Source organism: Terrabacter sp. LjRoot27 (assembly GCF_964254175.1).
Lineage (GTDB): Bacteria > Actinomycetota > Actinomycetes > Actinomycetales > Dermatophilaceae > Terrabacter.
On the sequence record NZ_CAXUSS020000001.1, the window covers coordinates 3,957,821 to 3,982,327 of the forward strand.

Here is a 24,507-nt window from a genome sequence, read left to right on the forward strand (position 1 = left end):
GGGCGGCCCACGCCTGAATGGGGATTGTCCTAGCCGCGGGATGGGGATTGGCCCAGACGTGACCGGCCGAAGCGGCCGGCGGCGGGCGTCCGGAGCTCGGAGCCCGTGGGCGCCTCTCGCGCCGTGAGGCCGACGACGAGCGCCACGGCGGCCGTGACCAGCCCGCTCACGGCGAGCGTCGGGCGAGGACCCACCTGGTCGATCACGAGGCCACCGGCGAGCATCCCGACGGAGACGGTCACGTCGACGAGGATCGACTGACCTGCCAACGCGGCCCGCCGGGCGGGCCCGCGGGTCCGGGCCAGCAGGACCTGCATCATCGCCCGGATGCCGACGACGGTCACCGCGCCGGCTGCGGCAGCACACACCGCGACGGTGACCGGGGTCGTCCACACCGCCATCGCCGCGAACGCGAGGCCCTGGCCCACCCAGGCGACCGTGGCGAGACGGAGCGGCTGCGCGGACGGCGGCCGCCGAGCGATCGCGAGCGTCATGACGAGCGAGCCGAGCCCGTATGCCGTCAGGGCCGTCGCGTAGAGGGCGCCCGCCCGGCCGGTCCGCTCCCCCTCGACGGCGAGCCCCAGCGCGAAGGCGAACCACAGCAGGCAGCTCGTCCCGCGCATGACCCAGCCTCGCAGCACGTCGGGGTGGTCGCGGACCGAGGCCAGGATGCCCGGTGCAGGAGCCGGTCGTGGCGTGGCCGGTGAGGCGCCGGCCACGGCAGTCGCCTGGCCGGCGTCGGCCGGGGCGACCGGGGCGACCGGGGCGACCGGGGCGACCGGGGCGACCGGGGCGACGGTGGCGCCCGTCAGGACGACGCGGCGGACGAGCAGCGCCGAGACCGCAAGGGCGAGGCCCTCGACCCACAGCAGGGCGTGGGTCCAGCCGAGCTGCACCCCGAGCCCGGCGAGCGCCGGCCCGACGACCATGGCGCCGCGGCGCAGCGCGTCGTCCCACGTGATGACGCGAATCGCGGCACCACCACCGACCCGGTCACCGAGGTCACCGAGCAGCGCCGTCCGCCCCGGCGAGGCCAGAGCGTCCGAGACGCCCACCGCGAGGCCGGCAACGGCGAGCATCACGGGGTGCAGCACCCCCAGGGCGAGGGCGACCGGGACGACGAGCACCGCGCCGGCCTGCCACAGCGACACGAGGGCGAGTCCCCGACCGTCACTGAGGCGCTGGCGCAGGCGCCGGGCCCACCACGGCGAGGTGACGACCGGCAGACCGGCGAGGCCTCCGACGAGGCCCGCCATCGCTGCCGAGTCGAACTCGCGCAGCACGACGAGCGGCAGGGCGATCTGCGTGAAGCGGTAGGCGAGGTGCTCGATGGCGTTGGACAGCAGCAGGATCCGGATGTGTCGAGTCGGTGGGTGGTCGGCGGTCTCAGTGGTCACGGTCGCGGTCACGACTACCACCCTCGACGGGGTGGACCTTCGGCGGTAGGCAGCAGGATGTGGTGACTGCTCATAAGGTGGCCTTATGAATGCATTGGTCCAAGTGCCTGATGTCGAGGACCTGACGCTCGTGCTCACCCTGCACCGGACCCAGTCGCTCGGGGCTGCGGCGCGTGAGCTCCTCGTCAGCCAGCCCGCTGCCTCCCAGCGTCTGTCCCGACTCGAAAGGCGCTGCGGGACAGCTCTCTTCGCGCGTAGCTCGCTCGGCACGACGGCCACCCCCGCAGGTCTGGAAATGGTTCGGCAGGCAGAGCACATCCTCGGCCACCTCCACGGGGTCTTCGCCGCGGTCCGGTCGTCGGCGGCGGCTCGCACCCTGCGGGTCGGCACGTTCGCCGGTATCTCGGGCTACGCGTTCCCGGCGCTCGACGAGCTCGTCGGCGATGCCGTGCGGCTCTCGACAGTGGTCCACCACGGCGACGAGATGATCGAGCTCGTCGCCGAGGGGTCGATGGACGCGGCTCTCATCGGGATCGCCGAGCAGGTGCAGCTGCCACCACACGTCGTCGCCCATCGCCTCGGCACGGACGAGCTCGTCGCCTTCGTCGCGTCAGGGGTGCAGCCACCGAGGCGCGGCAACCTGCCGTTCCTCGACCGGGTGGTCACCTACGCCCCCTACGACAACTCCGGCCCGCTCATCGCCGAGCGCATCGCGGCCCTCGGCGGGACACCCCGACACGCGGCGACGGCTCCCGTGGCGCTCGAGATCTCGCGTCGCCGCGACGGGATCGCCATCGTGCCGTCGAGCGCGGCCCGGATGTCAGGGCGTCCCGGCGATCGGGTCATGGCGTCGCGGGTCGACCTCCCGGTGCGCCTGTCGGTCATCGCGCGGGGCGAGCTCGACCCGGTCCTCGTCGCCGCTCTCCCGGCCCTGGCCCGAGCCCTCGGCCTGCGCCGCCGCACCCCATGACGCCACCCCCTCGAGTGAGCACCCGACCCCACTCGAGTGAGCGCACAACCCCACTCGAGTGGTCCCGCAGTCACACCGGTCACTGATGTGGGCAGCACCCCTGGTTCGAGTGGCCCCGCCGTCACAGCCGACCGTGTGAGGACGGGGCCAGTCGACGGACTGGGTGGCCGGCGTCGTGGTGCGCGTGGGACGGCGAGGCCACTCGAGTGGTGAGGTGCACATGCCGACGGGCCGGCGTCGTGGTGCGCGTGGGACGGCGAGGCCACTCGAGTGGTGGGAGTGCACCCCGCCGACGGGGCCGGCCAGCTGGGTCCGGAGCTGCGCGAGAGCGCGTGCTGCGTCAGTTCTCGAGCTGCGCGCGAGCGCGTGCTACGTCAGTTCTCCAGCTCCTGGACGACTCGACCGCCGAGCACCTTCTCGATGACGGAGCGGCCGACGTCTCCGGACTGCTCGATGTCCTCGTCGTCGTCGCTCACCGCCGAGTCGTCGGTGACCGGTTGCCGCGGCTGCTCGTCGTCGGTGGGGCGTGAGCCTCCGGCGCGCGAGCGAGCCTGGGCGAACGACTGCCGCACGGCACTCGCTCCCCGCACGGCTGAGTCGGTGGGCACCTCTCCCCCGGCGGACGCACCGGCGGCTGCCGGTGCCGCGGCCCCTGCAGCGGCGGCTCCCGCCTGACCGGACGCGCCGGGCGTCGGCGACTCCCCGGCGGGCGCGGTGGCCCAGTCCGGGGCCGGCCCGGTGGCCGAGCCCCAGCCGGCGTTGTCCTCGAGCGACCGCCCGGAGACCGGACTCAGGCCGGCATCGGCGAGGGCTGTCGTGCCCCGCGAGCCCGAGGTCGACGAGCCACCGCCGCCCGTCGGGGACGATCCACCGAAGCCGCCGGCCCCGCTCGGGGCGCTGTCTCGGGAGCCGGCGGACTCATGCCCCGCGCCGGCATCACCCCACGACTGGCGAGGCGCGCCGCCGTCACCGTGCTGGCCCGCGGGCGGACCACCGTCCGGACCGCCTGGAGCGCCCTTGCTCGGAGGGTCGGGAAGGCCGGGCGGCACCACGCCGGGCGGCGGCGCGACCGGGGCCTGCTGCGAGACCGCGTCGACATGGATGCCGTCGACGATGGCGTCGACACCGAGCTCGTCGATGAGGGCCTGCCGGACGATGTCGGCGTGGTTGCCGGCGCGGAAGGTCTGGGTCAGGCCCGCCGTCGCGATGCCGAGGGTCAGCTTCTTGCCGTCGAAGGCCGTGACCTGGGCGTTCTGGGACACGAAGGTCCACGTGATGCGCCGCATCGTGAAGATACGACCGAGCACGTTGGGCCAGGCCCGGCGGATGGCATCGGTGTCCATGCCTCCGGCCGGGGCGCTCTCGGCACCCGCGCTCGTGGGCGCAGCACTCCCCGCTCCCGGCGCCGAGGCGTTCCCCGACCGTGCCTCGTCGGAGGCACCGGCGAGGTGCTGGTCACCGGCGTGCGACGGGTCGACGGCCGACGGGCCTCCGACGGACTCGTCCGGCGTCATGACGGGCGGCGAGCCGACCTCGGCGCGCACGGCGTCGACGCGACCCGCGTCGCCCGGACCCGCGGGCGGACCGGCCGACCCGGGAGCCCCGGCCGCCTCGGTCTCGACGCCGGAGCTGCGCCCACCCCCGCCCATGCCACCAGCGGCGTGCGAGGCGGCAGCGCCCCCACCGTTCGACGGGGGCGTGTAGTCGGAGACGGTGCGCGGCGGGGCAGACACGGCCGGCGGGCCGGACGGGGCCGGGGTGGGAGCGGTCGGCGGGGCCGTAGGCGCGCTCGCCGGCACCCCCACGGGCGGGGCGTCCGCGCGGGCGGCGGTCGGGACCCCGCCGACGTCGAGGCGACGCTCGAGACGGTCGAGGCGGGCGGCATACCCCTGCTCGCCGGAGGCGGCCGGGAGGAGGATGCGGGCACAGATGAGCTCGAGCTGGAGGCGGGGCGCGGTGGCGCCGGTCATCTCGGTCAGGCCGGTGTTGACGATGTCGGCCGCACGCGACAGCGCACCCGGGCCGAACGCCGCCTGCTGCACCCGCATGCGCTCGAGCTGGTCCTCGGGAACGCCACGCAGCACCTGGGAGACGCCCTCGGGGATGGCGGCGACGATGATGAGGTCGCGCAGCCGCTCGAGGAGGTCCTCGACGAAGCGACGCGGGTCGTGGCCCGACTCGATGACGCGGTCGATCTGGCGGAAGGTCGCCGCTCCGTCACCGGCAGCCATCGCGTCGACGGTGCTGTCGAGCAGCTCGCCGTCGGTGAAGCCGAGCAGCGACACGGCGCCGTCGTAGGTGAGCCCCTCGGGACCGGAGCCCGCGATGAGCTGGTCGAGGACCGACAGGGAGTCACGGACCGACCCGCCGCCCGCACGCGTGACGAAGCTGAGCACGCCCGGCTGGACGGCCACGTGCTCGGACTCGAGCAGCCGCTCCATGTACGTCGAGAGCTTGGCCGGCGGGACGAGGCGGAACGGGTAGTGGTGCGTGCGCGAGCGGATGGTGCCGATGACCTTCTCGGGCTCGGTCGTCGCGAAGACGAACTTCACGTGCTCCGGGGGCTCCTCGACGATCTTGAGCAGCGCGTTGAAGCCCTGCGGCGTCACCATGTGCGCCTCGTCGATGATGTAGATCTTGAAGCGGCTCTGGGCCGGGCCGTAGCTGGCCCGCTCGCGGAGGTCACGGGCGTCGTCGACGCCACCGTGGCTCGCGGCGTCGATCTCGATGACGTCGACCGAGCCGGAGCCGCCCCGCGCGAGCGCCACGCACGAGTCGCACGTGCCGCACGGGATCGGCGTCGGGCCCTGCTCGCAGTTGAGGCAGCGCGCGAGGATGCGCGCGCTCGTCGTCTTGCCACAGCCGCGAGGGCCACTGAAGAGGTAGGCGTGGTTGACCCGACCCGTGCGCAGCGCCTGCATGAGCGGCTCCGTCACGTGCTCCTGGCCGATGACGTCGGCGAAGCTCTCGGGCCGGTAGCGGCGGTACAGGGCGGTGGCCATGCCCGAAACCCTAACGGCCACGACCGACGCCGGGAACGCCGACCGAGCGGCCGTCTCCGGCGGGCGCTCCGGCGCTCGAAAGCGTGAACACCTCCTTACGGACGGCCGGTCGGACGAGCGGGTGTCACCGGGTATGCCTAGGGTCGATTCACCGGTCACGGCGCACGGGGCGCCACGGGCCGGACGGAGGAGGTCACCCATGCCCGACCCGACCTGGGACGCCGACACGATCGTCGCCCGCTACGACGAGGTGCGAGCGCACACCGAGACGCTCGCGTCCCCGCTGTCCCCGGAGGACCAGACCGTCCAGTCGATGCCCGACGTGTCGCCGACGAAGTGGCACCGTGCGCACGTGACGTGGTTCTTCGAGACGTTCGTGCTCGCCGACCACGAGCCGTCGTTCAAGCCCTACCAGGACCAGTACTGGTTCCTCTTCAACAGCTACTACGAGGGTGTGGGGCCGCGCTACGCCCGCGCCGAGCGTGGGTTCATCACCCGCCCGGGCGCCCACGACGTCGGGCTCTACCGCGCCGACGTCGACGCGCGCATGCGCGACCTCGTCACGACCCTCGACGGCGGCTCGCTCGAGAAGCTCACGTCGACGATCGAGCTCGGCTTCCACCACGAGCAGCAGCACCAGGAGCTGCTCCTCATGGACATCAAGCACGTCCTCTCGGTCAACCCTCTCAAGCCGACGTATGCCGGCAGCCCCCTCGCGCTGTCGGCTCCCGACCCGTTGGGCTGGGTCGACGTCGAGGGCGGCCTCGTCGAGGTGGGTCACCGAGGCGGCGGGTTCAGCTTCGACAACGAGCTGCCGCTGCACCAGCAGTGGCTCGAGCCCTACCGCCTCGCCGACCGCCTCGTCACCAACGGCGAGTGGCTCGAGTTCATGGCCGACGGCGGCTACGAGCGCCACGAGCTCTGGCTCTCCGACGGCTGGGGAAAGGTGCGCGCCGAGGGCTGGCGCGCGCCGTTCTACTGGACCGAGGTCGACGGCGCGTGGTTCGAGCACACCCTGAGCGGCACCCGCCCCGTCGACCCGGGCCTCCCGGTGAGCCACGTCAGCCACTACGAGGCCGACGCGTACGCCACGTGGGCCGGCAAGCGGCTGCCCACCGAAGGCGAGTGGGAGCACGCCGTCGTCGCCGACGGCCAGGCGGACGCGACCGCGATCGGCGGCAACCTCGCCGACACCGAGACGTTCCACCCGCGCGCGGCCGGTCCGAGCACCGGGCACCTGCGCCAGGTCTACGGCGACTGCTGGGAGTGGACGACCTCGGCCTACCTCGCCTACCCGGGCTACCACCCGCCGGCCGGCGCCATCGGCGAGTACAACGGCAAGTTCATGTCGGGCCAGATGGTCCTCCGCGGCGGCTGCGCCCTGACCCCTCCCGGTCACGCCCGCGCCACCTACCGCAACTTCTTCCCACCGGGCTCGCGGTGGGCCCTGTCCGGGGTCCGCCTCGCCGACGGGGTGAGCGCCGATGAGCGCGCGTGAGCCGGTCGTCACCGTCGCGCTCGACCCCGACTGGGCGTCCGGCGCGCTCGTCGACGACGTACGCCGTGGGCTCGGCTCGCAGCCGCGCACCCTGCCGCCGAAGTGGCTCTACGACGACGTCGGCTCCGACCTCTTCGACGAGATCACCCGGCTGCCGGAGTACTACCCCACCGAGCGCGAGCGGGCGATCCTGCGCGACCACGCCGCCGACATCGTGGCCGCGTGCGACGCGACGACCGTCGTCGAGCTGGGCAGCGGCACGAGCGACAAGACGCGCACCCTGCTCGACGCCTTCACGACGACCGGGAGCCTCGAGCGCTTCGTCCCGGTCGACGTGTCCGAGCAGACCCTGCGCGACGCGGCGACCATGCTGTCCGAGCGCTACCCGTCGCTGCGCGTCGAGGCCCTCGTCGGCGACTTCACGCTGCACCTCGGGCACCTGCCACGGGGCGGGCGGCGGCTCGTCGCCTTCCTCGGCGGGACCATCGGCAACTTCTACGTCGAGGAGCGGGCCGCCTTCCTCGGTGCCCTCCACGACAGCCTCGAGCCCGGCGACTGGTTCCTGCTCGGCACCGACCTCGTCAAGAGCACCGACCGGCTCATCTCGGCCTATGACGACAGCCGGGGCGTCACGGCGAGCTTCGTGACGAACTGCCTCCGGGTGCTCAACCGCGAGCTCGGCGCCGACTTCGACATCGACGCCTTCTCCTACGTCCCGTTCTGGGACCCCCGGCAGGAGCGGATGGACCTCCGGCTGCGTGCCGACATGCCCCAGCGGGTCACCATCCCCGGCGCCGACCTGACATTCGACCTGGCGCACGGCGAGGAGATCCGCGTCGAGATCTCGACGAAGTTCCGCCGGGAGAGCCTGCGCGACGAGCTGGACGCCGCAGGCTTCACGGTCGAGCGCACGTGGACCGACGACGACGGCGACTTCGCCCTGACCCTGGCCCGCCGCGACGACTGAACGAGTGGGTCCGCAGTCGGTCGGCGGCGGGGTCGCGGAGGGGGCCCTCCCGTCGTTTGGCACACTGGGCGCTCCAGTACGACACGACGTAGGAGATCTCCGCATGACCCCTCGCACCCTCTACCGCCGGATCGCCCTCGCGGAGGTCGTGACGTGGGCCCTCCTCCTGATCGGGATGGCGCTCAAGTACGTCACCCGCACGACCGAGCTCGGCGTGAAGGTCTTCGGACTCGTGCACGGCGTCGTCTTCATCGCCTTCTGCCTCGTCACCGTCCTGCTCTGGGTCAACCAGCGCTGGACCGCCCGCGACGGTCTGCTCGGCCTGCTCAGCGCCGTCCCGCCCTTCCTCACCGTCTGGTGGGAGCGGCGCCTCGAGCGGCGCGGCCTCCTCGACGGTGGCTGGCGCCTCGGCCGTGGCGGCGACACCCCGACCACCCCGGCCGAGCGCGTCGTCGCCGCCCTGCTCGCCCGGCCGATGGTCGCCGTCGGCGTCGGCATCGTCGCGGTGCTCGCCCTGACCGGCGTCGCGCTCGCCGTCGGCCCGCCCGTCGGCTCGCAGGGCTGACTCACGCGACGAGGTGCCCACTCGACCTCGTGGGTCCGTCGGGTGGGCCGGTTCTCCCGATCACGGGATTCGCAGCCGGGCGGCATACGGTGGCTTCCGACAGCTCGGCAGGGTCGACGAAGGGATGGGCACAGATGGGTGCGGTCGCAGTGCTGGCCGGCGAGGTCCGTGCGGAGGGCGTCGGCAAGACGATCGACGAGACGACCCTGCTGCTGCCGACCGACGTCAGCGCCGATCCGGGCGAGTGCATCGTCCTGCGGGGACCCAACGGCTCCGGCAAGACGACCCTGCTGCGCATCATCGGCGGCCTGCTCGCGCCCAGCACGGGCACCGCGACGATCGGCGGACGCGAGGCGGACGAGCGCGACCGGGCGGTGCGTGCCGCCGTCGCGGCCCTGCTCGGCGCCCCGACGACCTACCGCGACCTGACGCTCGTCGACCACCTCGTCCTCATCGACTCGACGTGGGGCGGCGACCCCGCCACGTCGGACGACCGCAGCCTCGCCCTGCTCGACCGGCTCGGCATCGCCCACCTCGACGACCGCTTCCCGCACGAGCTGTCGTCCGGTCAGGAGCAGCTCTTCCGGCTCGCACTGACCTTCTCGCGGCCGGCCAGCGTCGTGCTCCTCGACGAGCCCGAGCAGCGGCTCGACACCGGCAAGCGCCAGGTCGTCGCCGAGCTGATCCGTGAGCGCACCGAGTCCGGCGGCACGGTCGTCATGGCCTGCCACGACCCGGAGCTCACGGCCAGCCTGGCGACCCGCGTCGTCGACATCGTGCCGGCGCGTTGACGCGGACCGACGATGAGCAAGCGCAAGCGGCCCGCCCGCGTCGAGCCCGCACCCGAACCCACGGCTCCGCCCGTGCCCGAGCCGACCAGTGACTCGACGGCCTCCACGGCACCCGACCGGACGGCATACGACCGGACGGGAAACGATACGACGCACGACGTGCCGGGACCGGCCGAGGTCGACTACGACGACCACGACCTCCTCGGCCAGGCCGACTGGGTCATCGGCGGCGAGGCCGCGCGCAAGGCCCGCCAGCAGGGGCTCTATGCCGGCTACGTCCTCTTCCTCGGGGCGCTCGTCTACGGACTGCCGATCGTCCAGGCGGTCTTCCGCACGTCGGACGCGACCTCCCTCGGTGACCAGCTGCGCTCCCCGGTGGCGATCGCGCTGCTCGTCGCGTCCGTCGCAGCACTGCTCGGTGCCGTCGTCTTCGCCGGCCGCTTCCGCGGGCCGGTCGTGCCGCCGATGCCGTGGATCGACCTCGTGCTCCCGGTGCCCGTCGACCGCGCCCTCGCACTGCGACGGTGGTGGCGCTACGCCGCGGTCGGCGGTGTGTTCGTCGGCGCGCTCAGCGGCCTCACCATCGGGGCCGGCCTCGCCTTCGCCCACCTCGCCGGGGTCGGGACGCTCATCGTCACGACGCTCGTCGGCACCGCGCTCGGCGTCCTCGCCACGCGGCTCTGGCTCTGGTCGCAGGTGCGCTCCTGGCCGGGCCCGGACCGCGGCCTCAGCCTGCTCTGGCGGGTGCCCGACGCCCTCCGCGAGCTGCACGCCGAGTCGCTGCGGGCCCACTCCGCCAACACCTCGACGATGGCCGGGTCCGCCCTGACGGGCAACCTCCGCACGGCACGGCTCGCCCTGACCCGACCGGTCCGGCACGGCAGGTCGGCCCGCCTCCGTCCCGGCCGCCCGTTCGGGGTGCTCGTGCGCCGCGACGTCCTCGGCCTGCGGCGCACCCCCGGGGCGTTCCTCTCCGGCCTGGGCCTCACGCTGCTCGGCGGCGCGGTCGTCACGTGGGCGTTCACGCAGCCCGCGGCCCCGAGCATCGCGGCGACGATCGGCCTGCTACCGCTCTACCTCGGCTTCGGGTCCTGGGCCGAGGGCCTGCGGCTGCAGGCCGACAACGCCGGCACCCCATCCCTCCTCGGCACCGGCGAGCTGACCGAGGCCGTGGCGCACGTGACGGTCCCGACCGCGCTGACGGTCCTCGTGCTCGGCGGCTGGGTGGGCGTCGCCGGGGCCTTCGGGTCGCTGCCGGTGGGCGCGCCGCTGTCGCTGTGGCTCGTCCTCGTGCTCGTCGTCGCGGGCAACGTGCTGGCGGCGTTCCGCGGCGCCCCCACCTTCATGCTGCGTCCCCAGATGGTGGTCGCCTGGTATGCCGTGCCGGCCCTCTCCGTCGTCGTGCTCGGCTCGCTCGTCGCGGTGCTCACCAAGGCCACGAACTACACGTGGCTCTCGGTCGTGAGCTGGCTCGTCTACGCCGTGCTCGCGTGGGCGGTCTCGAAGGTCCGGCGCCTGACCTACCTGCACCGGGCCTGAGCGACAACCCGTTCGCCGTCGACGGCGACCACTCGTTAGGTTCGGGGCCATGAGCGAGCTGCGCACGCGTGACGTCGTCGACGCCGACCTCCCCGCCGTCCTGGCCATCCGCAACCGGTCGTTCGGTCCGCTCGGCATGGGCGGCGACGCGTGGTGGCAGCGCGTGTCCGCCGAGACCCTCGGTGGCCGGATGATCGCGGTCGTCGACGAGTCCGACACGGTCCTCGGCGCCGGCCGCATCCGACCCTACGAGCAGGCGTGGGGTGGGCGGCACCTGCAGATGGGCGGCGTGGCCGGCGTCTACGTCGAGCCGAGCGCCCGTGGCCGTGGCGTCGCCACGACCCTGACCCGCGCGCTCATCGCGCGGATGGGCGAGCTGGGCGACGTCGTCTCGTGCCTCTTCCCGACCACCGCGACCCTCTACCGCCGCTCGGGCTACGAGATCGGGGGCGTGCAGACGCGGATGACGTATGCCGCCCACCACCTCCGCGAGCTCGGCCCCTCGCGTGCCGGGCGGGCTGCGACGACCGGCCTGCGCCCCGCGGTGCCGGGCGACGCACAGCAGATGCACGACCTCGCCCGCGCGTCGAGCGCCCGGCACGGGGTCAGCGGACCGATGGTGCGGTCGGTGGAGGCACTCACGGGGATGCTCGAGCGCGACGAGCTCATCGCGTACGTCGTCGACGGCGGCTACGTCGTCTACGACCTGTCCGAGCAGGCAGTCACGGTCGAGGAGCTCGTCGCGACGACGCCCGAGGCCGCGGCGACGCTGTGGGGTGTCGTGGGGTCGGGGTCGTCCGCCGCTCCGACCGTGCACACCTTCCTCGACCCGCGCGATCCCGTGACCCTCGCGCTCGGCGGGCTGCCGGCGGTGGAGGTCCAGCAGATCCCGTGGATGGCCCGGGTCGTCGACCTCGAGGCGGCGTTCGGGGCGCGGGGGTTCGGCCGGCACACCTCGGTCGAGGTCGACCTCCTCGTCGAGGACCCCGACGCGCCCGCCAACGCCGGCCGGTGGAGCCTGACGGTCCGCGACGGCCGGGGCGCTGCGACGCGCACCGACGACGCCCCGGTTCGCGGTGATGCCGACACCCACGTGGCGGACGGGATCACCTCGAACGCGCTGCGGGTCGAGGCGCGAGGGCTGGCGGCGCTGTGGTGCGGCTGGTCCGTGTCCCGCCTGCGCCAGGCCGGCCTCGCCTCCGGGGGCAGCCCCGACGGCGACGCCGCACTCGACGCCGTCTTCGCCGGCCAGCCGTTCATCACCGAGTACTTCTGACACCCGACCCACCCCGTCGAGTGGCCCCGTCGCCACACCTCGCACCCGGCCCACCCCGTCGAGTGGCCCCGTCGTCACACCCGTCGCTGTGACGGGTGCGGGCTCTGGGACCACGCGGCCACTCGAGTGAACGCTTCGCACCAGTCGAGCGAGCGCGAGGTCCCGAGCGCGTGTGACGGTTGGGACGGCGCGGCCACTCGAGTGGGGCTGCGCGCTCACTCGAGTGAGCGCCCGACACAGTCGAAGTGGCCCCGTCGTCACACCCGTCGCTGTGACGGGTGCGAGCTCTGGGACCACGCGGCCACTCGAGTGAACGCTTCGCACCAGTCGAGCGAGCGCGAGGTCCCGAGCGCGTGTGACGGTTGGGACGGCGCGGCCACTCGAGTGGGGCTGCGCGCTCACTCGAGTGAGCGCCCGACACAGTCGAAGTGGCCCCGTCGTCACACCCGTCGCTGTGACGGGTGCGAGCTCTGGGACCACGCGGCCACTCGAGTGAACGCTTCGCACCAGTCGAGCGAGCGCGAGGTCCCGAGCGCGTGTGACGGTTGGGACGGCGCGGCCACTCGAGTGGGGCTGCGCGCTCACTCGAGCGGGTGGGCGGGGTCAGTCGGTGGTCGAGGTGGTCGAGGTGGTCGCGGTGGTGGCGGGGCTGGCGGTGGTGGCGGCGCGGTCGGGCTCGCGGACGGCGGGGAGAGCGAGCAGGGCGACGACCGCCATGGCCCCGACGACGAGCAGCGAGTGCAGCACGCCGACGTGGTCACCGAGGAAGCCGAGCAGCGGCGGTCCGGCGAGGAAGGCCGTGTAGCCGATCGTCGAGACGACGCTCATCCGGGCAGCGGCGCGCTTGGGGTCGTCCGCCGCGGCGCTCATGCCGACCGGGAAGCCGAGGCTCGCGCCGACGCCCCAGATCGCAGCACCGACGAAGGCCAGCACCGGGCCGCCGTAGACGACGAGGAGGCAGCCGACGACGGCGGAGACGAAGAGGACCCGGAGCACCGGGACGCGCCCCCGCTCGTCGAGCACCCGGGTGCCGAGCAGGCGGCCGGCCGTCATCGCCGTGAGGAAGACGGCGAAACCGACGACGCCGACCCACCGCTCGAGGCCGTAGCCGTCGGAGAGGGCGACGGCGACCCAGTCGTTCGCGGTGCCCTCGGTGAAGGCCGCTGCGAGCACGACGACGCCGATGAGCAGCGTCCGCGGCTCGCGCCAGGCCGCGCCGATCCCTGCTCCCGAGCGCACCTCGGCTCCGGACTCGTCCGTCTCGACCGAACGGGGCAGGAAGGCGCGCAGGAACCACGGGGTCACGACGAGCAGCAGCACGACGATGCCGGCGAGGTGAACGGCGACCGGCACGTGGAGGAACGACAGCCCCGCACCGATGAGGGCACTCACGACCGTGCCACCGCTGAAGGCCGCGTGGAAGTGCGGCATGATCGCGCGGCCGAGGAATCGCTCGACCTCGGCGCCCTCGAGGTTCATCGCGACGTCGAAGACCCCGGTGCCGATGCCGACGAACACGAGACCGGCCATGACGACGGCGCGGTTGTGGGCGACGTCGACGCCGAGGCCGACGCCGAGCAGCCCGACGCTCTGGACGACGGCGGCACCCAGCACCGTGCGGGCGGCGCCGAGACGATGGACGATCCAGCCCGACAGCGGCAGCCCGATGACGGAGCCGAGCGAGGCGGCGAGCAGCGTCAGGCCGAGCTGTCCGGCCGAGAGCCCGAGCTCGTGCTTGATGTCCGGGACGCGCGAGGCGAAGGCCGCGAAGGCGGCTCCGTTGATCGCGAAGGCCGTGAAGACGGCGGTGCGGGCCGTGCGGACGACGGCGGCCGGCGGGGCACTGACGGCGGACATGACAGCAAGCCTCTCAAGGACGACGGCCGTCGGGGGGTGGTGATGCGGGCAGGCCGTCCGGCGGCCGCCGCCTCGACGGCGGTGTGACGATGGGTTCAACGGTGGATCAGGGCGCGGGCCGAGGGGTGAGGTCGGGCCTGCCCAGCCTTCGAATCGATTCGACTCGAAACGTTTCGATAGCATGCCTCCCATGGTCACCCGAGGTCAAGCCCGCCCGACGCTGCGCGATGTCGCCGAGCGCGCCGGGGTGTCGGTGTCGACGGCCTCCCTCGTCTTCAGCGGCAAGGGTCCGGTCGCGGAGGCCACGGGCGACCGCGTCCGCGCCGCCGCGGCCGAGCTCGGCTTCACCGGCCCCAACCCCCTCGCCTCGTCCCTGCGTCAGGGCCGCTCCGGCGCGATCGGCGTCCTCGTCGAGGGCCGCCTGCGAATGGCCTTCCGCGACCCCTTCGCCATCGCCGTCCTCGACGGCCTCGCCGAGGTGCTCGAGACCGTGCCCACGGGGATGCTGCTCATCGGGCAGCCCACGGGCGCAGGCGAGTCCGTCGTCCCACAGCTCGCACCGCTCGCGCTCGACGCCGTCGTCTTCTCACTGTGCGGGCCCGGCGAGAACCCGGCCGTCGAGCACCTCGCGGCGCGCGGCATCCCCATGTTCAGCACCGGCGTGCCGGGCGACCGGCGCATCACCCAGGTGCGGGTCGACGAGCGGGCCGCGGGCGTGGCCATCGCCGAGCACGTGCGCTCGCTCGGGCACCGCCGCGTCGCCCACGTCGCCATGCCGATGCTCCCCACGAGCGAGGCCGGACCGGTCCCCGACGCCGAGGTGCGCCCGGGCGAGGCCAACGTGCCGAGCGTGGGCCGCCTGCTCGGCTTCCGTGACGTCTTCGGGGCGAACGCTCCAGCGGTCCAGACCGGGGACGGCTCGTCGTTCGAGGGCGGGCGGATCGCCGGTCGGGCGCTGCTCGACGTGCCCGAGGACGAGCGACCCACCGCGATCGTCACCCAGTCCGACGTCATCGCCGCCGGCGTCATCGTCGCCGCGGAGGAGCTCGGCCTGCGCGTGCCCGACGACCTCAGCGTCACCGGCTTCGACGGCGTCGACCTCCCCTGGCTGCCGCACCGGATCACGACGATGGACCAGCGAGGTCGCGAGAAGGGCCGCATCCTCGGCACGCTCGTGCGCAAGCGCCTCGACGGCACGCGCCCCCGGAGCGTGACCCAGCCGGTCGACCTGCGGGTCGGCACGACGACCGCTCCCCCGGCCTGACCGAGCACCAGGGCCACGGGCACGGAGGGAAAAGGGACACCCCGCGTACCTGGAAGAGCTCTCCTACCCTTGCTGCATTCCTGCCCTGGGGGAGTTCGGAGAGGTACCACCACGCGGGGTGCCGACGGCCAGTGTATGCCGCCCCCGACGTCAGCCGGAAATCGCCCCTCCCGCGGTGGCCGGGCTCGCGGTCGACACCTGCTCGACCTCGCGGACACCGTTGACGTGCGGCGGCAGCCGCCGCTCGACGACGAGCGAGATGACGGCGAGCAGGACGCATCCGCCGACGAGGAAGCCGATGTAGACGAGGCCCAGGTCGCGCCCGATGAGGAAGCTCGCGACGACCGGTCCGATGACGAAGGCGATCGAGAACATGAGCGAGCTGAGCGCGTTGTAGCGGCCCCGCAGGTGGTCCGGCGCGAGGTCGTTGACCATGGCGGCGCTCGTCGGCTGCAGCATCGTCTCGCCGAGACCGAAGACCCCGGCGCACGCGCACAGCAGCACCGTGGCCGTGACCGTGCCCGGCACGAGCGACGTCGCCCCGAGCAGGGTCCAGGCCACCATCCACGTGAACGCCATGACGACGGTGACCCGCGTGCGACGCCGCCCCTCGATGCGTTGGAGCACGAAGAGCTGGAGCAGCACGATGACGACGGTGTTGGCCGCGAACGCGTAGCCGAGCCCCTCGGTCGAGACCTCTCCCACGGCCCGCGCGAAGGCCGGCATACCGGCGTTGAGCTGGGGGTAGCTGACGAGCGCTGCGACGCCGACGAGGAGCAGCAGGGCCCGCAGCCGGGGGTCGCGCAGCAGCGCGACGTAGGAGACCGCCTCGGACCCGTCGTCAGCCGGCCGGGCGACCCGGTCGCGGGCGTGGCGCAGCGGGACGAGGAGGATGACGAGCCCCGGCACGTAGCTGAGGGCGTCGAGCAGGTAGACCGCGACGAACGTGCCCGGCCGCGACACGTCGACGAAGCGCCCACCGACGATGCCACCGATGCCGATGCCGAGGTTGAGCAGCGTGAAGTTGATGCCGAAGTAGCGCTGCCGCTGCCCGCTCGGGATGAGACTGCCGATGAGCGCGCTCGACGCCGGCCACACGATGCCGAAGCCGTAGCCCATGAGCACGAGCGCGACGGCGGCCTGCCCCGTCGTCGTGGCGAGCGCCAGCACGACGTCGGCGAGCAGCAGCGCGACGAGGCTGCTCGCGTAGACGCGCCGCGGACCGATGCGGTCGATGAGCGCGCCCGCCGGAGCGACGAGCACGATGCCGACGCCGGCCTGCAGCGCGAGCAGCAGGCCCACGGTCTCGAGCGGGATGCCGCGCACCTCGTGGAGGTAGACGACCATGAACGGCAGGACGAGACCCGTGCCGATCGACTGGAAGACGACGGTCGAGATGAGCAGCTTGCCCTCGCGCGGCAGGTCGTGCCAGAACGAGGACAGCGGCGGTCGGGCGGCACTGGTCGAGCTCACCGGGGCAGTCTGCCGTGCCCCACCGACAGCCGTCGCACGCTTTTCGGGGACCTTCGACTCTGGCGCGCACCCCCGCCCGCGGCGAGCGTGGAAGCACCGAAGGAGGTCGCCATGTCGACCCTGCAGCAGCACCCCCAGACCTCTTCCCCGCACCCGGCCCGAGGCCCCGTGAGCCCGTGGGCCCTCGGGCTCGGGATCGGCGGGCTCCTCGTCGCGGCGGCCACGTTCGTCGTCCCGAACCCGGACGCCGCGGGCGTCTGCTGGACGGCCGGCTTCGCCCTGCTCTTCGCCGCCCTCGTCGTGGTCGTCGTCGGCGTCGTCCACGCCCGCGGCGACCGCCTCAGCGTCCTGCCGACGAGCACCGCGGGCTGGGTCGCGCTGACCTGCTTCGTCGCCGGCGCCGCCCTGATCTTCACGCCCCTCGCCGAGATCAGCCTCGCCCTCGGCCTCTTCGCCGCGGCCGCCGGCGTCAGCGCCGTGTCCATCTCGCGGGAACGCTCGCTGCCGGTGATCATGCTGCCGCTCCTCGGCGGCACGTTCGTGCTGGCCTTCCTGCTGGGCGAGCTGCTCATCGGGCACGAGTGAGACGACACGGCTTGCGTATGCGTGGAGCTCCCTGACGGGGCCTCTCGGCCCTTCGTCCGGGCTGGGTGACCCGCCCGTCGGGTCGGTCTCCTGCCCCTCGGGTCTGGTTTCATGCCCGCTCGGCCGGGGACACCACCGCCCGCGGGGACGGGGGAACCGTCGCCGCGGCGCCGGGGGGCCGCTCGTTCCTCGCGGGGTCGCGGCCCCCGGCTCCTCCCGAATCCGAAGGACTCCGTCACATGACAGCGGCCCCCATCGCGCTGGGCGCGATGGGGGCCGCTGTCATGTGGCGGAGGATGGGGGATTTGAACCCCCGAGGGTTTTATCCCAACACGATTTCCAATCGTGCGCACTAGGCCACTATGCGAATCCTCCGTCGCGCAGGTTACCGGAGGCGGACCCCGCACAAGAAATCGGGCTCCCCCGGCGCCCTGCGCGACCCCGGAGCACAATCACCCCATGGCCCCTCCCGCGACGGTCCCGCTCGACACCGACGTCGCCTGGATCCACGGCGCACCGTCCCGGCGACGGCGGCACGACCCCCCGCTCCAGGTGCACCACCTCGCCCCCGGCACCGTCCTGATCCGGCAGAGCAAGGACCTCACCTTCGAGGCCCCGTTCATCCTGCTGCTCCTCGGCGAGCGCCGCGCCCTGCTCCTCGACACCGGCGCGGTCGACGGGACGACCCTGCGCCACGCCGTCGACGGTCTCGTCGCGGACCACCTGGCCGCGCAGACGGAGCAGGCCCCGCCGAACGCGTACGAGCTCGTCGTCGCCCACACGCACGGCCACGGCGACCACGTCGCCGGCGACGCAGCCTTCGCCGACCGGCCGCACACGACCGTCATCGGCCACGACCTCGCGAGCGTGTGCGCCTTCTTCGGCGTCAGCGACTGGCCGACCCAGGTCGTGACCCTCGACCTCGGCGGGCGCCCGCTCGAGGTCCTCGGCATCCCCGGACACCAGGCCGCCTCGATCGCGCTCCACGACCCGACCACCGGGCTGCTCCACACGGGCGACACGGTCTACCCCGGCCGCATCTACGTCGAGGACTCCGCCGCCCTGCTCGACACCCTCGACCGCCTCGTCGCCCTCGCCGAGGACCGCCGCGTCGGCCACGTCCTCGGCTGCCACGTCGAGATGACGCGGAGCCCCGGTCGCGACTACCCGCTCGGCGCGCGCTACCAGCCCGACGAACCGTCCCCCTTCATGACCGTCGCGCAGCTGCGCGCCGCGCGCGACGCCTTCCGCACCGTGGCGCACCGTCCCGGCATCCACCGTTTCGACGACGTCGTCTTCTGCATCGGCGAGGGCCCCCGCGTCCTCGTCCCGCTCCAGGCCCGGGCCCTCCTCGAGCAGGTCCGCTGGCGGCTCGGGCTGCACCGCCGCCGAACGGCTCCCTGAGACCGGATTGCCGGCGGGGACCCAAGCGTCTGACGCTCACATGATCGCCGTGGACCGACTCGCCCGATGCGTGCCCCCTGCGACGAGTGAAAAAACCGATCGCCACACGTAGGCCGCAATGAGCACGACCACGAGAATCGCCATGACCCCCAGACCGAGTCGGAGTCCACTGGAGACGCCCGACCGGCCTAGCAGCAACACAACGGACACGATCTGCCCGAGCGCCGCCCAGAGAGACAGCAGCCCGCCGAGCATGAGGCCACCGATGGTGCCCTCGTTCCCGTCCTTGAAGGTGAGGTAGGCGACGGGCGCCAGCAGTACGAGGAAGCCGAGGAACAGGTTCACCCCGACCAGCTGCGCAGCGGGGAACTGTGGCAGGAGCTGAGATAGCTGACCGCTGGCACCAGCTACTGCCGCGACCAGCGCGCCCGCCGCTCCGATATTGGACGCCCAGCTCTCGTTGAACTTCCAGTCGCTTCCGGCCCTGAGGTGCCTTCCCATGCGGACGTCGTTGTGTTGGGCACGCAAGACGGCGAACAACAACGCGAAAATGATGAGGGCGGCCGCGAGGCCACCCCAGATCGGCTTCAAGAGAACCCACAGCGCCACGCTTCGACGAATGCCGAATGTCGTCTTGGCCACCGGATCCGCAGTTGCCGCATCCTCAACCACGAGCAACCCTGACGCAGGATCAGAGGGCCTCACCTCCATGGTGAGCGGCACCGCGAGGACCTGCCCCATGACAACTCGATGAGTCGGAGGGTTCGTTACTACCGGTCTTTCTGTTCCGTCGGGCATGAATGCGCGTACGCGGACTTGCTGCGCGTCTAGTCCGCTGTTGCTGAGCACGATGGAAGCGGTAGCGGCGGCGACCGGGTTGCCGTACTCCAAGAAGTCTGAGCTCTTCACCTTGAACGTGACCCCGTCGGCGTCCAAGATGACCAGCTGCGGCGTGGTGGGAGCATCGGCAGCGGCCGCTCCGTCGATGACGGCCGGAGCGATGAGACCGATGCCGACCGCGGCCAGGAAAAGGAAAACTTGTCGCCGTCGCCCGAACCTTCGCGCCATGCAACGACGTTAGGACCCCCTCACCTCCTCCGGGTTGAGTTCGCAAATGATCCGTCCGATGTCCTGAGACCGGATTGCCCCGCCCCGACGACGCCTGAAACCATCACGTCCATGTCGCTCGCCGCACTCCACCGCCGCAACCTGCTCAAGGAGATCGACCTGACGCCCGACGAGTTCCGGGCGCTGCTCGACCTCGCCGCCGAGCTCAAGGCCGCCAAGCGCGAGGGCCGCGAGGAGCGACGCCTCACCGGCAAGAACATCGCGCTGCTCTTCGCGAAGACCTCGACCCGCACCCGGTGCGCCTTCGAGGTGGCCGCGGCCGACCAGGGCGCCAGCACGACCTACCTCGACCCGATCGGCTCGCAGATGGGCCACAAGGAGTCGGCCAAGGACACCGCCCGCGTGCTCGGCCGCTTCTACGACGGCATCGAGTACCGGGGTGCGGGCCACGACGTCATCGAGACGCTCGGCGCCTTCGCCGGCGTCCCTGTGTGGAACGGCCTCACCGACGACTGGCACCCGACGCAGTCCCTCTGCGACGCCCTGACGATGCGCGAGCACGCGGGCAAGCCCGACGAGCAGATCGCGTACGCCTACGTCGGGGACGCCCGCTTCAACATGGGCAACTCGCTCCTCGTCACCGGGGCCCTGCTCGGCATGGACGTACGCATCGTGGCGCCGCAGTCGCTGTGGCCGTCCGACGCCGTCGTCGCCGTCGCGAGGAGGTATGCCGCCGAGACCGGTGCGCGGCTCACGCTCACCGAGGACGTGGCCGAGGGGGTGCGCGGCGTCGACTTCGTCCACACCGACGTGTGGGTGTCGATGGGTGAGCCCAAGGAGGTGTGGGCCGACCGCATCGAGCTGCTCACGCCCTACCAGGTCAACGCGGAGCTCCTTGCGCTGACAGGGAATCCGGCTGTGAAGTTCATGCACTGCCTTCCCGCCTTCCACGACCTCGAGACGCAGGTCGGGATGGACGTCCACGAGCAGTTCGGGCTCAAGGAGCTCGAGGTCACCGACGACGTCTTCGAGTCCGACGCCTCGGTCGTCTTCGACCAGGCCGAGAACCGGATGCACACGATCAAGGCCCTCATGGTCGCCACGCTGGTGCAGCTCTGACGGCGGGGGGTCCCAGCGGCCTCCCAGCCTCCCGTCGCCTGACGTTCACCGGTTCGAGGTGGTGCCGTTCGGTCGCGGCGCGGGAGAACTCAGTCATGCACCTCTCTCGCACCCCAGCCCTCGCGGCCGTCGCCGCCGCGCTCGTCGTCCTTCCCGCTGCCACGGCCGCCACCGCCGCGGACGTGCCCGGCCAGGACAAGGACGGCCACTACCGCTTCGCCGTCATCGGTGACGTGCCCTACGGCGACGCCCAGGTCGCGGCCTTCCCGACGTGGGTCGACCAGATCAACGCGACCCCCGACCTCTCCTTCACCATCCACGTCGGCGACATCAAGAACGGCTCGTCGGCGTGCACCAACGAGTACTTCTCGATGGTCCGCACGCAGTTCGACCGCTTCACCATGCCGCTCGTCTACACGCCCGGCGACAACGAGTGGACCGACTGCCACCGCACCAACAACGGCACCTACGACCCCCTCGAGCGCCTCGCCGCCGTCCGGTCGACCTTCTTCCCCCGCGCGGGCCACACCCTCGGCGCCGACCTGACCGTCGCGTCGCAGGCGACCGCCGGCTTCCCCGAGAACGTCTCGTTCCGGCGTCAGGGCGTCGACATCGCGACGCTGCACGTCGTCGGCAGCAACAACGGCCTGCTCCCCTGGCCCGAGCTGGGCTTCACCGCACCCACGGCGCAGCAGGTCGCCGAGGAGCAGGCGCGCATGGACAACGCCGTGGCACAGGTCCGTTCGGCCTTCGCCGGAGCCCGCCAGCGCCACGACCGGGCCGTCGCGCTCTTCCTCCAGGCCGACATGTTCGACCCGACGTACGCGGTGACGTGGGCGGACAACTCCGCCTTCCAACCGCTCGTGCGCGAGCTCGTCGCCCAGTCGGATGCCTTCGACGGCGAGGTCTACCTCTTCAACGGCGACAGCCACGTCTACAACTCCGACCGACCGCTCGCGTCAGGGTCGCGGTGGCTCGACTTCTACGGCGTCGAGGGCTCGGCCGACAACCTCACCCGCGTCACGGTCGACGGCTCGAGCAACAACAGGGACTTCCTCGAGGTCACCGTCAACCGCCCGGGCGCCGAGCACGTGCTGTCCTGGCAGCGCGTCCCCTACGCGCCCTGACCGGGCGGGACACCAGCCACGGCGTGAGTATGCCGTCCGGCGCAGACCGCGCCGGACGGCATACTCACGCTCGGGTCACTGCTGGACGGTGATCGTCGGGCACTGGCGCAGCGTCTGGGTGGGCGTCGCGACGACCGGCACCGGGCCGAAGCTCTTCCACGCCGCGCCGACGACGAGGTCGACCGTGTCGCCCTTGCGCTTGTCGTTGACGTAGACGGCCTTCGGCACGTGCGTCTTGACGAGGCGGGCCGAGGCCGCACCCTCGGGTCCGAAGCGGATCTGCGCGACCTGCTTGACCCCGGCGTCCTTCGGGTCGTTGCCGACGGCCTTGACCGAGAAACCGCGGTCGGCCGCAGCCTTGGCGACCGCCGCGGCCAGTCCCTTGCGCGCCGTCGAGTTGTAGACGTTGAGGCTCACGTCGGCCGGACGCAGCGGGGCGACCGGCACCTCCGTCGTGCACGGTCCCGGCGTCGGGGTCGTGTCGCGGAAGTAGGTCGAGGCGTAGTAGAACGCGCCCGCCAGGCTCAGCAGGACGACCGCGATGACGATCGTCGACCGGCGCTGGCGCCGCACCCGGTAGGTGCGGTCGTCCTCGTCAACGACCTCCGACATCACCGCTCCTTCGTCCGTCGGCCCCCGTGGTCGGGCAGCCCTGTGTCAGGAGAGTACGAGGACTCGGGCGTGAAGGACAGGACGCTGCTGCAGCGCGGCGCGCAGTGCCCGGTGCAGCCCGTCCTCGAGGTAGAGCTCGCCCTCCCACTCGACGCAGTGCGGGAAGAGGTCACCGTAGAAGGTCGAGTCGTCGGCGAGCAGGCCGCGCAGGTCGAGCGTGCTCTTGGTGGTGATGAGCTCGCCGAGCTGCACCACCCGGGGCGGGACGTTCGACCAGTCCTTGGTCGTCTCGAGTCCATGGTCTGGGTACGGGCGCGAGTCGCCGACGGCCTTGAAAATCACCGGGTCAGCATAGGCGTCGAACGTGGACGACCGGCCACTAGAGTTCGAAGCGTGACCGAGACTGCAGCCTCAGGAGCCCAGGGAGCCGGCGACACGGGCCAGATCGACGAGATCCGGGCCGGCTACGCGTTCGACGGAGGCGTGCTCAAGCTCGGCGCCGCGGTCGTCGACGGCCAGGCCCACGCCGACGCCCCCGTGCAGATCCCGCTCAGCGTCCTCAACCGTCACGGGCTCGTCGCGGGCGCGACCGGCACGGGCAAGACGAAGACGCTCCAGCTCATGGCGGAGCAGCTGTCCGACCAGGGCGTCCCCGTCTTCCTCGCGGACATGAAGGGTGACCTCTCGGGTCTCGCGACGCCCGGCGAGGGCGGCGACAAGATCACCAGCCGCGCGGCCGACGTCGGCATCCCGTGGACGGCGACGGCATACCCCACGGAGTTCTACTCGCTCGGCGGCAAGGGCGACGGCATCGCGATCCGCGCCACGATCACGAGCTTCGGCCCGACCCTGCTGAGCAAGGTCCTCGGCCTCAACGACACCCAGGAGAGCAGCCTCGGGCTGATCTTCCACTACGCCGACAAGAACGGCCTCGCGCTCCTCGACCTCAAGGACCTGCGCGCCGTCATCAGCCACCTGACGTCCGACGAGGGCAAGGCCGACCTCAAGGACCTCGGCGGCCTCTCGAGCGCGACGGCCGGCGTCATCCTGCGCAACCTCATCACCTTCGAGGACCAGGGCGCCGGCGCCTTCTTCGGCGAGCCCGAGTTCGAGACGAGCGACCTGCTGCGCACCGCCGCCGACGGCAAGGGGATCATCTCCTGCCTCGAGCTGCCCCAGGTGCAGGACCGCCCGCAGCTCTTCTCGACGTTCCTCATGTGGATGCTCGCCGACCTCTTCCACGACCTGCCGGAGGAGGGCGACGTCGACAAGCCGAAGCTCGTCTTCTTCTTCGACGAGGCACACCTGCTCTTCAACGACGCGAGCAAGGCGTTCCTGCAGGCCATCGAGCAGACGGTCCGGCTCATCCGCTCCAAGGGCATCGGCGTCTTCTTCGTCACGCAGTCGCCCAAGGACGTCCCGTCGGGCGTCCTCGCCCAGCTCGGCAACCGCGTCCAGCACGCGCTGCGCGCCTTCACCCCCGACGACGCCAAGGCGCTCAAGCAGGCCATCGCCACCTACCCGCACACGGCGTACGACATGGAGAAGCTCCTCACGAGCCTCGGCATCGGCGAGGCCGTCGTCACGGTGCTGTCGGACAAGGGCGTGCCGACGCCCGTCGCGTGGACCCGGATGAAGGCCCCGAACTCCCTCATGGACCCCTCGTCGCCCGCGACGATGGACGCCGTCATCGCCGCGTCGCAGCTCAAGACGAAGTATGCCGACGTCGTCGACCGCGAGTCCGCCTACGAGAAGCTGGCGGCCAGGTTGCAGGCGGCTCCCGCTGCGCCGGCCGCGCCCGCTCCCGCGCCGGCAGCACCGGCGCCCGCTCCCGCTCCCGCGGCGAAGCGCGCCCCCAAGGAGGAGCCGGGCCTCATCGCGCAGGTCGCCGGCAGCTCGGCGTTCAAGTCGATGCTGCGGTCGGCCGGCACCGTCATCGGCCGCGAGATCACCCGCAGCATCTTCGGCACGCGCAAACGCTGACCCCCACCGA

Annotated in this window: 20 protein-coding genes, 1 tRNA gene and 1 other RNA gene; 13 read left to right on the plus strand and 9 right to left on the minus strand. The window is 72.4% G+C overall.

The features are described from left to right. Positions 1-29: 29 nt before the first annotated feature. A complete protein-coding gene (locus ACSQ2D_RS18245) occupies positions 30-1,409 on the minus strand; it encodes a hypothetical protein (RefSeq protein ID WP_435987333.1) in 1,380 nt (459 codons plus the stop codon). Positions 1,410-1,500: 91 nt separating this feature from the next. Here ACSQ2D_RS18245 and ACSQ2D_RS18250 point away from each other — a divergent pair, with 91 nt between their 5' ends. Next, the gene (locus ACSQ2D_RS18250; protein ID WP_435987334.1) at positions 1,501-2,367 is read left to right on the plus strand and encodes a LysR family transcriptional regulator; all 867 of its coding nucleotides are present in this window, start codon (positions 1,501-1,503) and stop codon (positions 2,365-2,367) included. Between the two features lie 374 nt (positions 2,368-2,741). Here ACSQ2D_RS18250 and ACSQ2D_RS18255 read toward each other — a convergent pair whose 3' ends face one another. Continuing rightward, on the minus strand, positions 2,742-5,369 hold the full coding sequence (locus ACSQ2D_RS18255) for a DNA polymerase III subunit gamma and tau (protein WP_435987335.1): 2,628 nt from the start codon (positions 5,367-5,369) through the stop codon (positions 2,742-2,744). Positions 5,370-5,568: 199 nt separating this feature from the next. On the opposite strand from ACSQ2D_RS18255, the gene egtB reads away from it, so the two are divergent. From egtB to ACSQ2D_RS18285, 6 genes are all read left to right on the plus strand, one after another. Then, a complete protein-coding gene (egtB, locus tag ACSQ2D_RS18260; RefSeq protein ID WP_435987336.1) occupies positions 5,569-6,867 on the plus strand; it encodes an ergothioneine biosynthesis protein EgtB in 1,299 nt (432 codons plus the stop codon). After that, a complete protein-coding gene (gene egtD, locus ACSQ2D_RS18265) occupies positions 6,854-7,834 on the plus strand; it encodes an L-histidine N(alpha)-methyltransferase (RefSeq protein WP_435987337.1) in 981 nt (326 codons plus the stop codon). The genes egtB and egtD overlap by 14 nt, the downstream gene beginning before the upstream one ends. A gap of 103 nt (positions 7,835-7,937) precedes the next feature. Continuing rightward, the gene (locus ACSQ2D_RS18270; protein WP_435987338.1) at positions 7,938-8,399 is read left to right on the plus strand and encodes a DUF3817 domain-containing protein; all 462 of its coding nucleotides are present in this window, start codon (positions 7,938-7,940) and stop codon (positions 8,397-8,399) included. A 134-nt stretch (positions 8,400-8,533) separates the two neighbouring features. Then, positions 8,534-9,190 carry an ABC transporter ATP-binding protein gene (locus ACSQ2D_RS18275; protein WP_435987339.1) on the plus strand — a complete coding sequence of 219 codons (657 nt, stop codon included), beginning with the start codon at positions 8,534-8,536 and terminating at the stop codon, positions 9,188-9,190. Positions 9,191-9,202: 12 nt separating this feature from the next. After that, entirely contained in the window at positions 9,203-10,729 is a 1,527-nt protein-coding gene (locus ACSQ2D_RS18280; protein ID WP_435987340.1) for a hypothetical protein, read from the plus strand. Positions 10,730-10,778: 49 nt separating this feature from the next. Further along, on the plus strand, positions 10,779-12,005 hold the full coding sequence (locus ACSQ2D_RS18285; RefSeq protein WP_435987341.1) for a GNAT family N-acetyltransferase: 1,227 nt from the start codon (positions 10,779-10,781) through the stop codon (positions 12,003-12,005). 603 nt (positions 12,006-12,608) lie between these two features. Here the strand turns inward: ACSQ2D_RS18285 and ACSQ2D_RS18290 are convergent. Beyond that, on the minus strand, positions 12,609-13,862 hold the full coding sequence (locus tag ACSQ2D_RS18290) for an MFS transporter (RefSeq protein ID WP_435987342.1): 1,254 nt from the start codon (positions 13,860-13,862) through the stop codon (positions 12,609-12,611). Between the two features lie 190 nt (positions 13,863-14,052). Between ACSQ2D_RS18290 and ACSQ2D_RS18295 the strand changes: the two genes are divergently transcribed. Further along, positions 14,053-15,126: a substrate-binding domain-containing protein gene (locus tag ACSQ2D_RS18295; RefSeq protein WP_435987343.1), complete on the plus strand. Its 1,074-nt coding sequence runs from the start codon at positions 14,053-14,055 to the stop codon at positions 15,124-15,126. A gap of 29 nt (positions 15,127-15,155) precedes the next feature. Here ACSQ2D_RS18295 and ffs read toward each other — a convergent pair. Further along, an RNA gene (ffs, locus tag ACSQ2D_RS18300) (signal recognition particle sRNA small type) lies at positions 15,156-15,252 on the minus strand. Positions 15,253-15,276: 24 nt separating this feature from the next. Next, a complete protein-coding gene (locus ACSQ2D_RS18305; protein ID WP_435987344.1) occupies positions 15,277-16,599 on the minus strand; it encodes an MFS transporter in 1,323 nt (440 codons plus the stop codon). A 111-nt stretch (positions 16,600-16,710) separates the two neighbouring features. Between ACSQ2D_RS18305 and ACSQ2D_RS18310 the strand changes: the two genes are divergently transcribed. Continuing rightward, entirely contained in the window at positions 16,711-17,184 is a 474-nt protein-coding gene (locus tag ACSQ2D_RS18310; RefSeq protein WP_435987345.1) for a hypothetical protein, read from the plus strand. Between the two features lie 287 nt (positions 17,185-17,471). Here ACSQ2D_RS18310 and ACSQ2D_RS18315 read toward each other — a convergent pair. Continuing rightward, positions 17,472-17,559, minus strand: a tRNA-Ser gene (locus tag ACSQ2D_RS18315). Positions 17,560-17,643: 84 nt separating this feature from the next. On the opposite strand from ACSQ2D_RS18315, the gene ACSQ2D_RS18320 reads away from it, so the two are divergent. After that, positions 17,644-18,588 carry an MBL fold metallo-hydrolase gene (locus ACSQ2D_RS18320; RefSeq protein ID WP_435987346.1) on the plus strand — a complete coding sequence of 315 codons (945 nt, stop codon included), beginning with the start codon at positions 17,644-17,646 and terminating at the stop codon, positions 18,586-18,588. A 36-nt stretch (positions 18,589-18,624) separates the two neighbouring features. On the opposite strand, the gene ACSQ2D_RS18325 is transcribed toward ACSQ2D_RS18320, so the two are convergent. Then, entirely contained in the window at positions 18,625-19,656 is a 1,032-nt protein-coding gene (locus ACSQ2D_RS18325; RefSeq protein ID WP_435987347.1) for a hypothetical protein, read from the minus strand. Positions 19,657-19,767: 111 nt separating this feature from the next. On the opposite strand from ACSQ2D_RS18325, the gene argF reads away from it, so the two are divergent. Then, entirely contained in the window at positions 19,768-20,775 is a 1,008-nt protein-coding gene (gene argF, locus ACSQ2D_RS18330) for an ornithine carbamoyltransferase (RefSeq protein WP_435987348.1), read from the plus strand. Positions 20,776-20,870: 95 nt separating this feature from the next. Next, positions 20,871-21,902 carry a metallophosphoesterase gene (locus tag ACSQ2D_RS18335; RefSeq protein ID WP_435987349.1) on the plus strand — a complete coding sequence of 344 codons (1,032 nt, stop codon included), beginning with the start codon at positions 20,871-20,873 and terminating at the stop codon, positions 21,900-21,902. A 75-nt stretch (positions 21,903-21,977) separates the two neighbouring features. Here ACSQ2D_RS18335 and ACSQ2D_RS18340 read toward each other — a convergent pair whose 3' ends face one another. Further along, a complete protein-coding gene (locus tag ACSQ2D_RS18340; RefSeq protein ID WP_435987350.1) occupies positions 21,978-22,514 on the minus strand; it encodes a LytR C-terminal domain-containing protein in 537 nt (178 codons plus the stop codon). A gap of 45 nt (positions 22,515-22,559) precedes the next feature. Beyond that, positions 22,560-22,856 (minus strand): type II toxin-antitoxin system VapB family antitoxin, encoded by a 297-nt coding sequence (locus ACSQ2D_RS18345; RefSeq protein ID WP_020145941.1) that lies wholly within the window; start codon positions 22,854-22,856, stop codon positions 22,560-22,562. A gap of 51 nt (positions 22,857-22,907) precedes the next feature. Between ACSQ2D_RS18345 and ACSQ2D_RS18350 the strand changes: the two genes are divergently transcribed. Beyond that, complete coding sequence (locus ACSQ2D_RS18350) at positions 22,908-24,497, plus strand: helicase HerA-like domain-containing protein (RefSeq protein WP_435987351.1); 1,590 nt, start codon at positions 22,908-22,910, stop codon at positions 24,495-24,497. Positions 24,498-24,507: the final 10 nt, after the last annotated feature.

Coding starts and splice junctions, on each gene's coding strand:
- ACSQ2D_RS18255 (WP_435987335.1), bottom strand. CDS start 5,369: ATGGCCACCGCCCTGTACCGCCGCTACCGGCCCGAGAGCTTCGCCGAC.
- egtB (WP_435987336.1), top strand. CDS start 5,569: ATGCCCGACCCGACCTGGGACGCCGACACGATCGTCGCCCGCTACGAC.
- egtD (WP_435987337.1), top strand. CDS start 6,854: ATGAGCGCGCGTGAGCCGGTCGTCACCGTCGCGCTCGACCCCGACTGG.
- ACSQ2D_RS18270 (WP_435987338.1), top strand. CDS start 7,938: ATGACCCCTCGCACCCTCTACCGCCGGATCGCCCTCGCGGAGGTCGTG.
- ACSQ2D_RS18275 (WP_435987339.1), top strand. CDS start 8,534: ATGGGTGCGGTCGCAGTGCTGGCCGGCGAGGTCCGTGCGGAGGGCGTC.
- ACSQ2D_RS18280 (WP_435987340.1), top strand. CDS start 9,203: ATGAGCAAGCGCAAGCGGCCCGCCCGCGTCGAGCCCGCACCCGAACCC.
- ACSQ2D_RS18285 (WP_435987341.1), top strand. CDS start 10,779: ATGAGCGAGCTGCGCACGCGTGACGTCGTCGACGCCGACCTCCCCGCC.
- ACSQ2D_RS18290 (WP_435987342.1), bottom strand. CDS start 13,862: ATGTCCGCCGTCAGTGCCCCGCCGGCCGCCGTCGTCCGCACGGCCCGC.
- ACSQ2D_RS18295 (WP_435987343.1), top strand. CDS start 14,053: ATGGTCACCCGAGGTCAAGCCCGCCCGACGCTGCGCGATGTCGCCGAG.
- ACSQ2D_RS18310 (WP_435987345.1), top strand. CDS start 16,711: ATGTCGACCCTGCAGCAGCACCCCCAGACCTCTTCCCCGCACCCGGCC.
- ACSQ2D_RS18320 (WP_435987346.1), top strand. CDS start 17,644: ATGGCCCCTCCCGCGACGGTCCCGCTCGACACCGACGTCGCCTGGATC.
- ACSQ2D_RS18325 (WP_435987347.1), bottom strand. CDS start 19,656: ATGGCGCGAAGGTTCGGGCGACGGCGACAAGTTTTCCTTTTCCTGGCC.
- argF (WP_435987348.1), top strand. CDS start 19,768: ATGTCGCTCGCCGCACTCCACCGCCGCAACCTGCTCAAGGAGATCGAC.
- ACSQ2D_RS18335 (WP_435987349.1), top strand. CDS start 20,871: ATGCACCTCTCTCGCACCCCAGCCCTCGCGGCCGTCGCCGCCGCGCTC.
- ACSQ2D_RS18340 (WP_435987350.1), bottom strand. CDS start 22,514: ATGTCGGAGGTCGTTGACGAGGACGACCGCACCTACCGGGTGCGGCGC.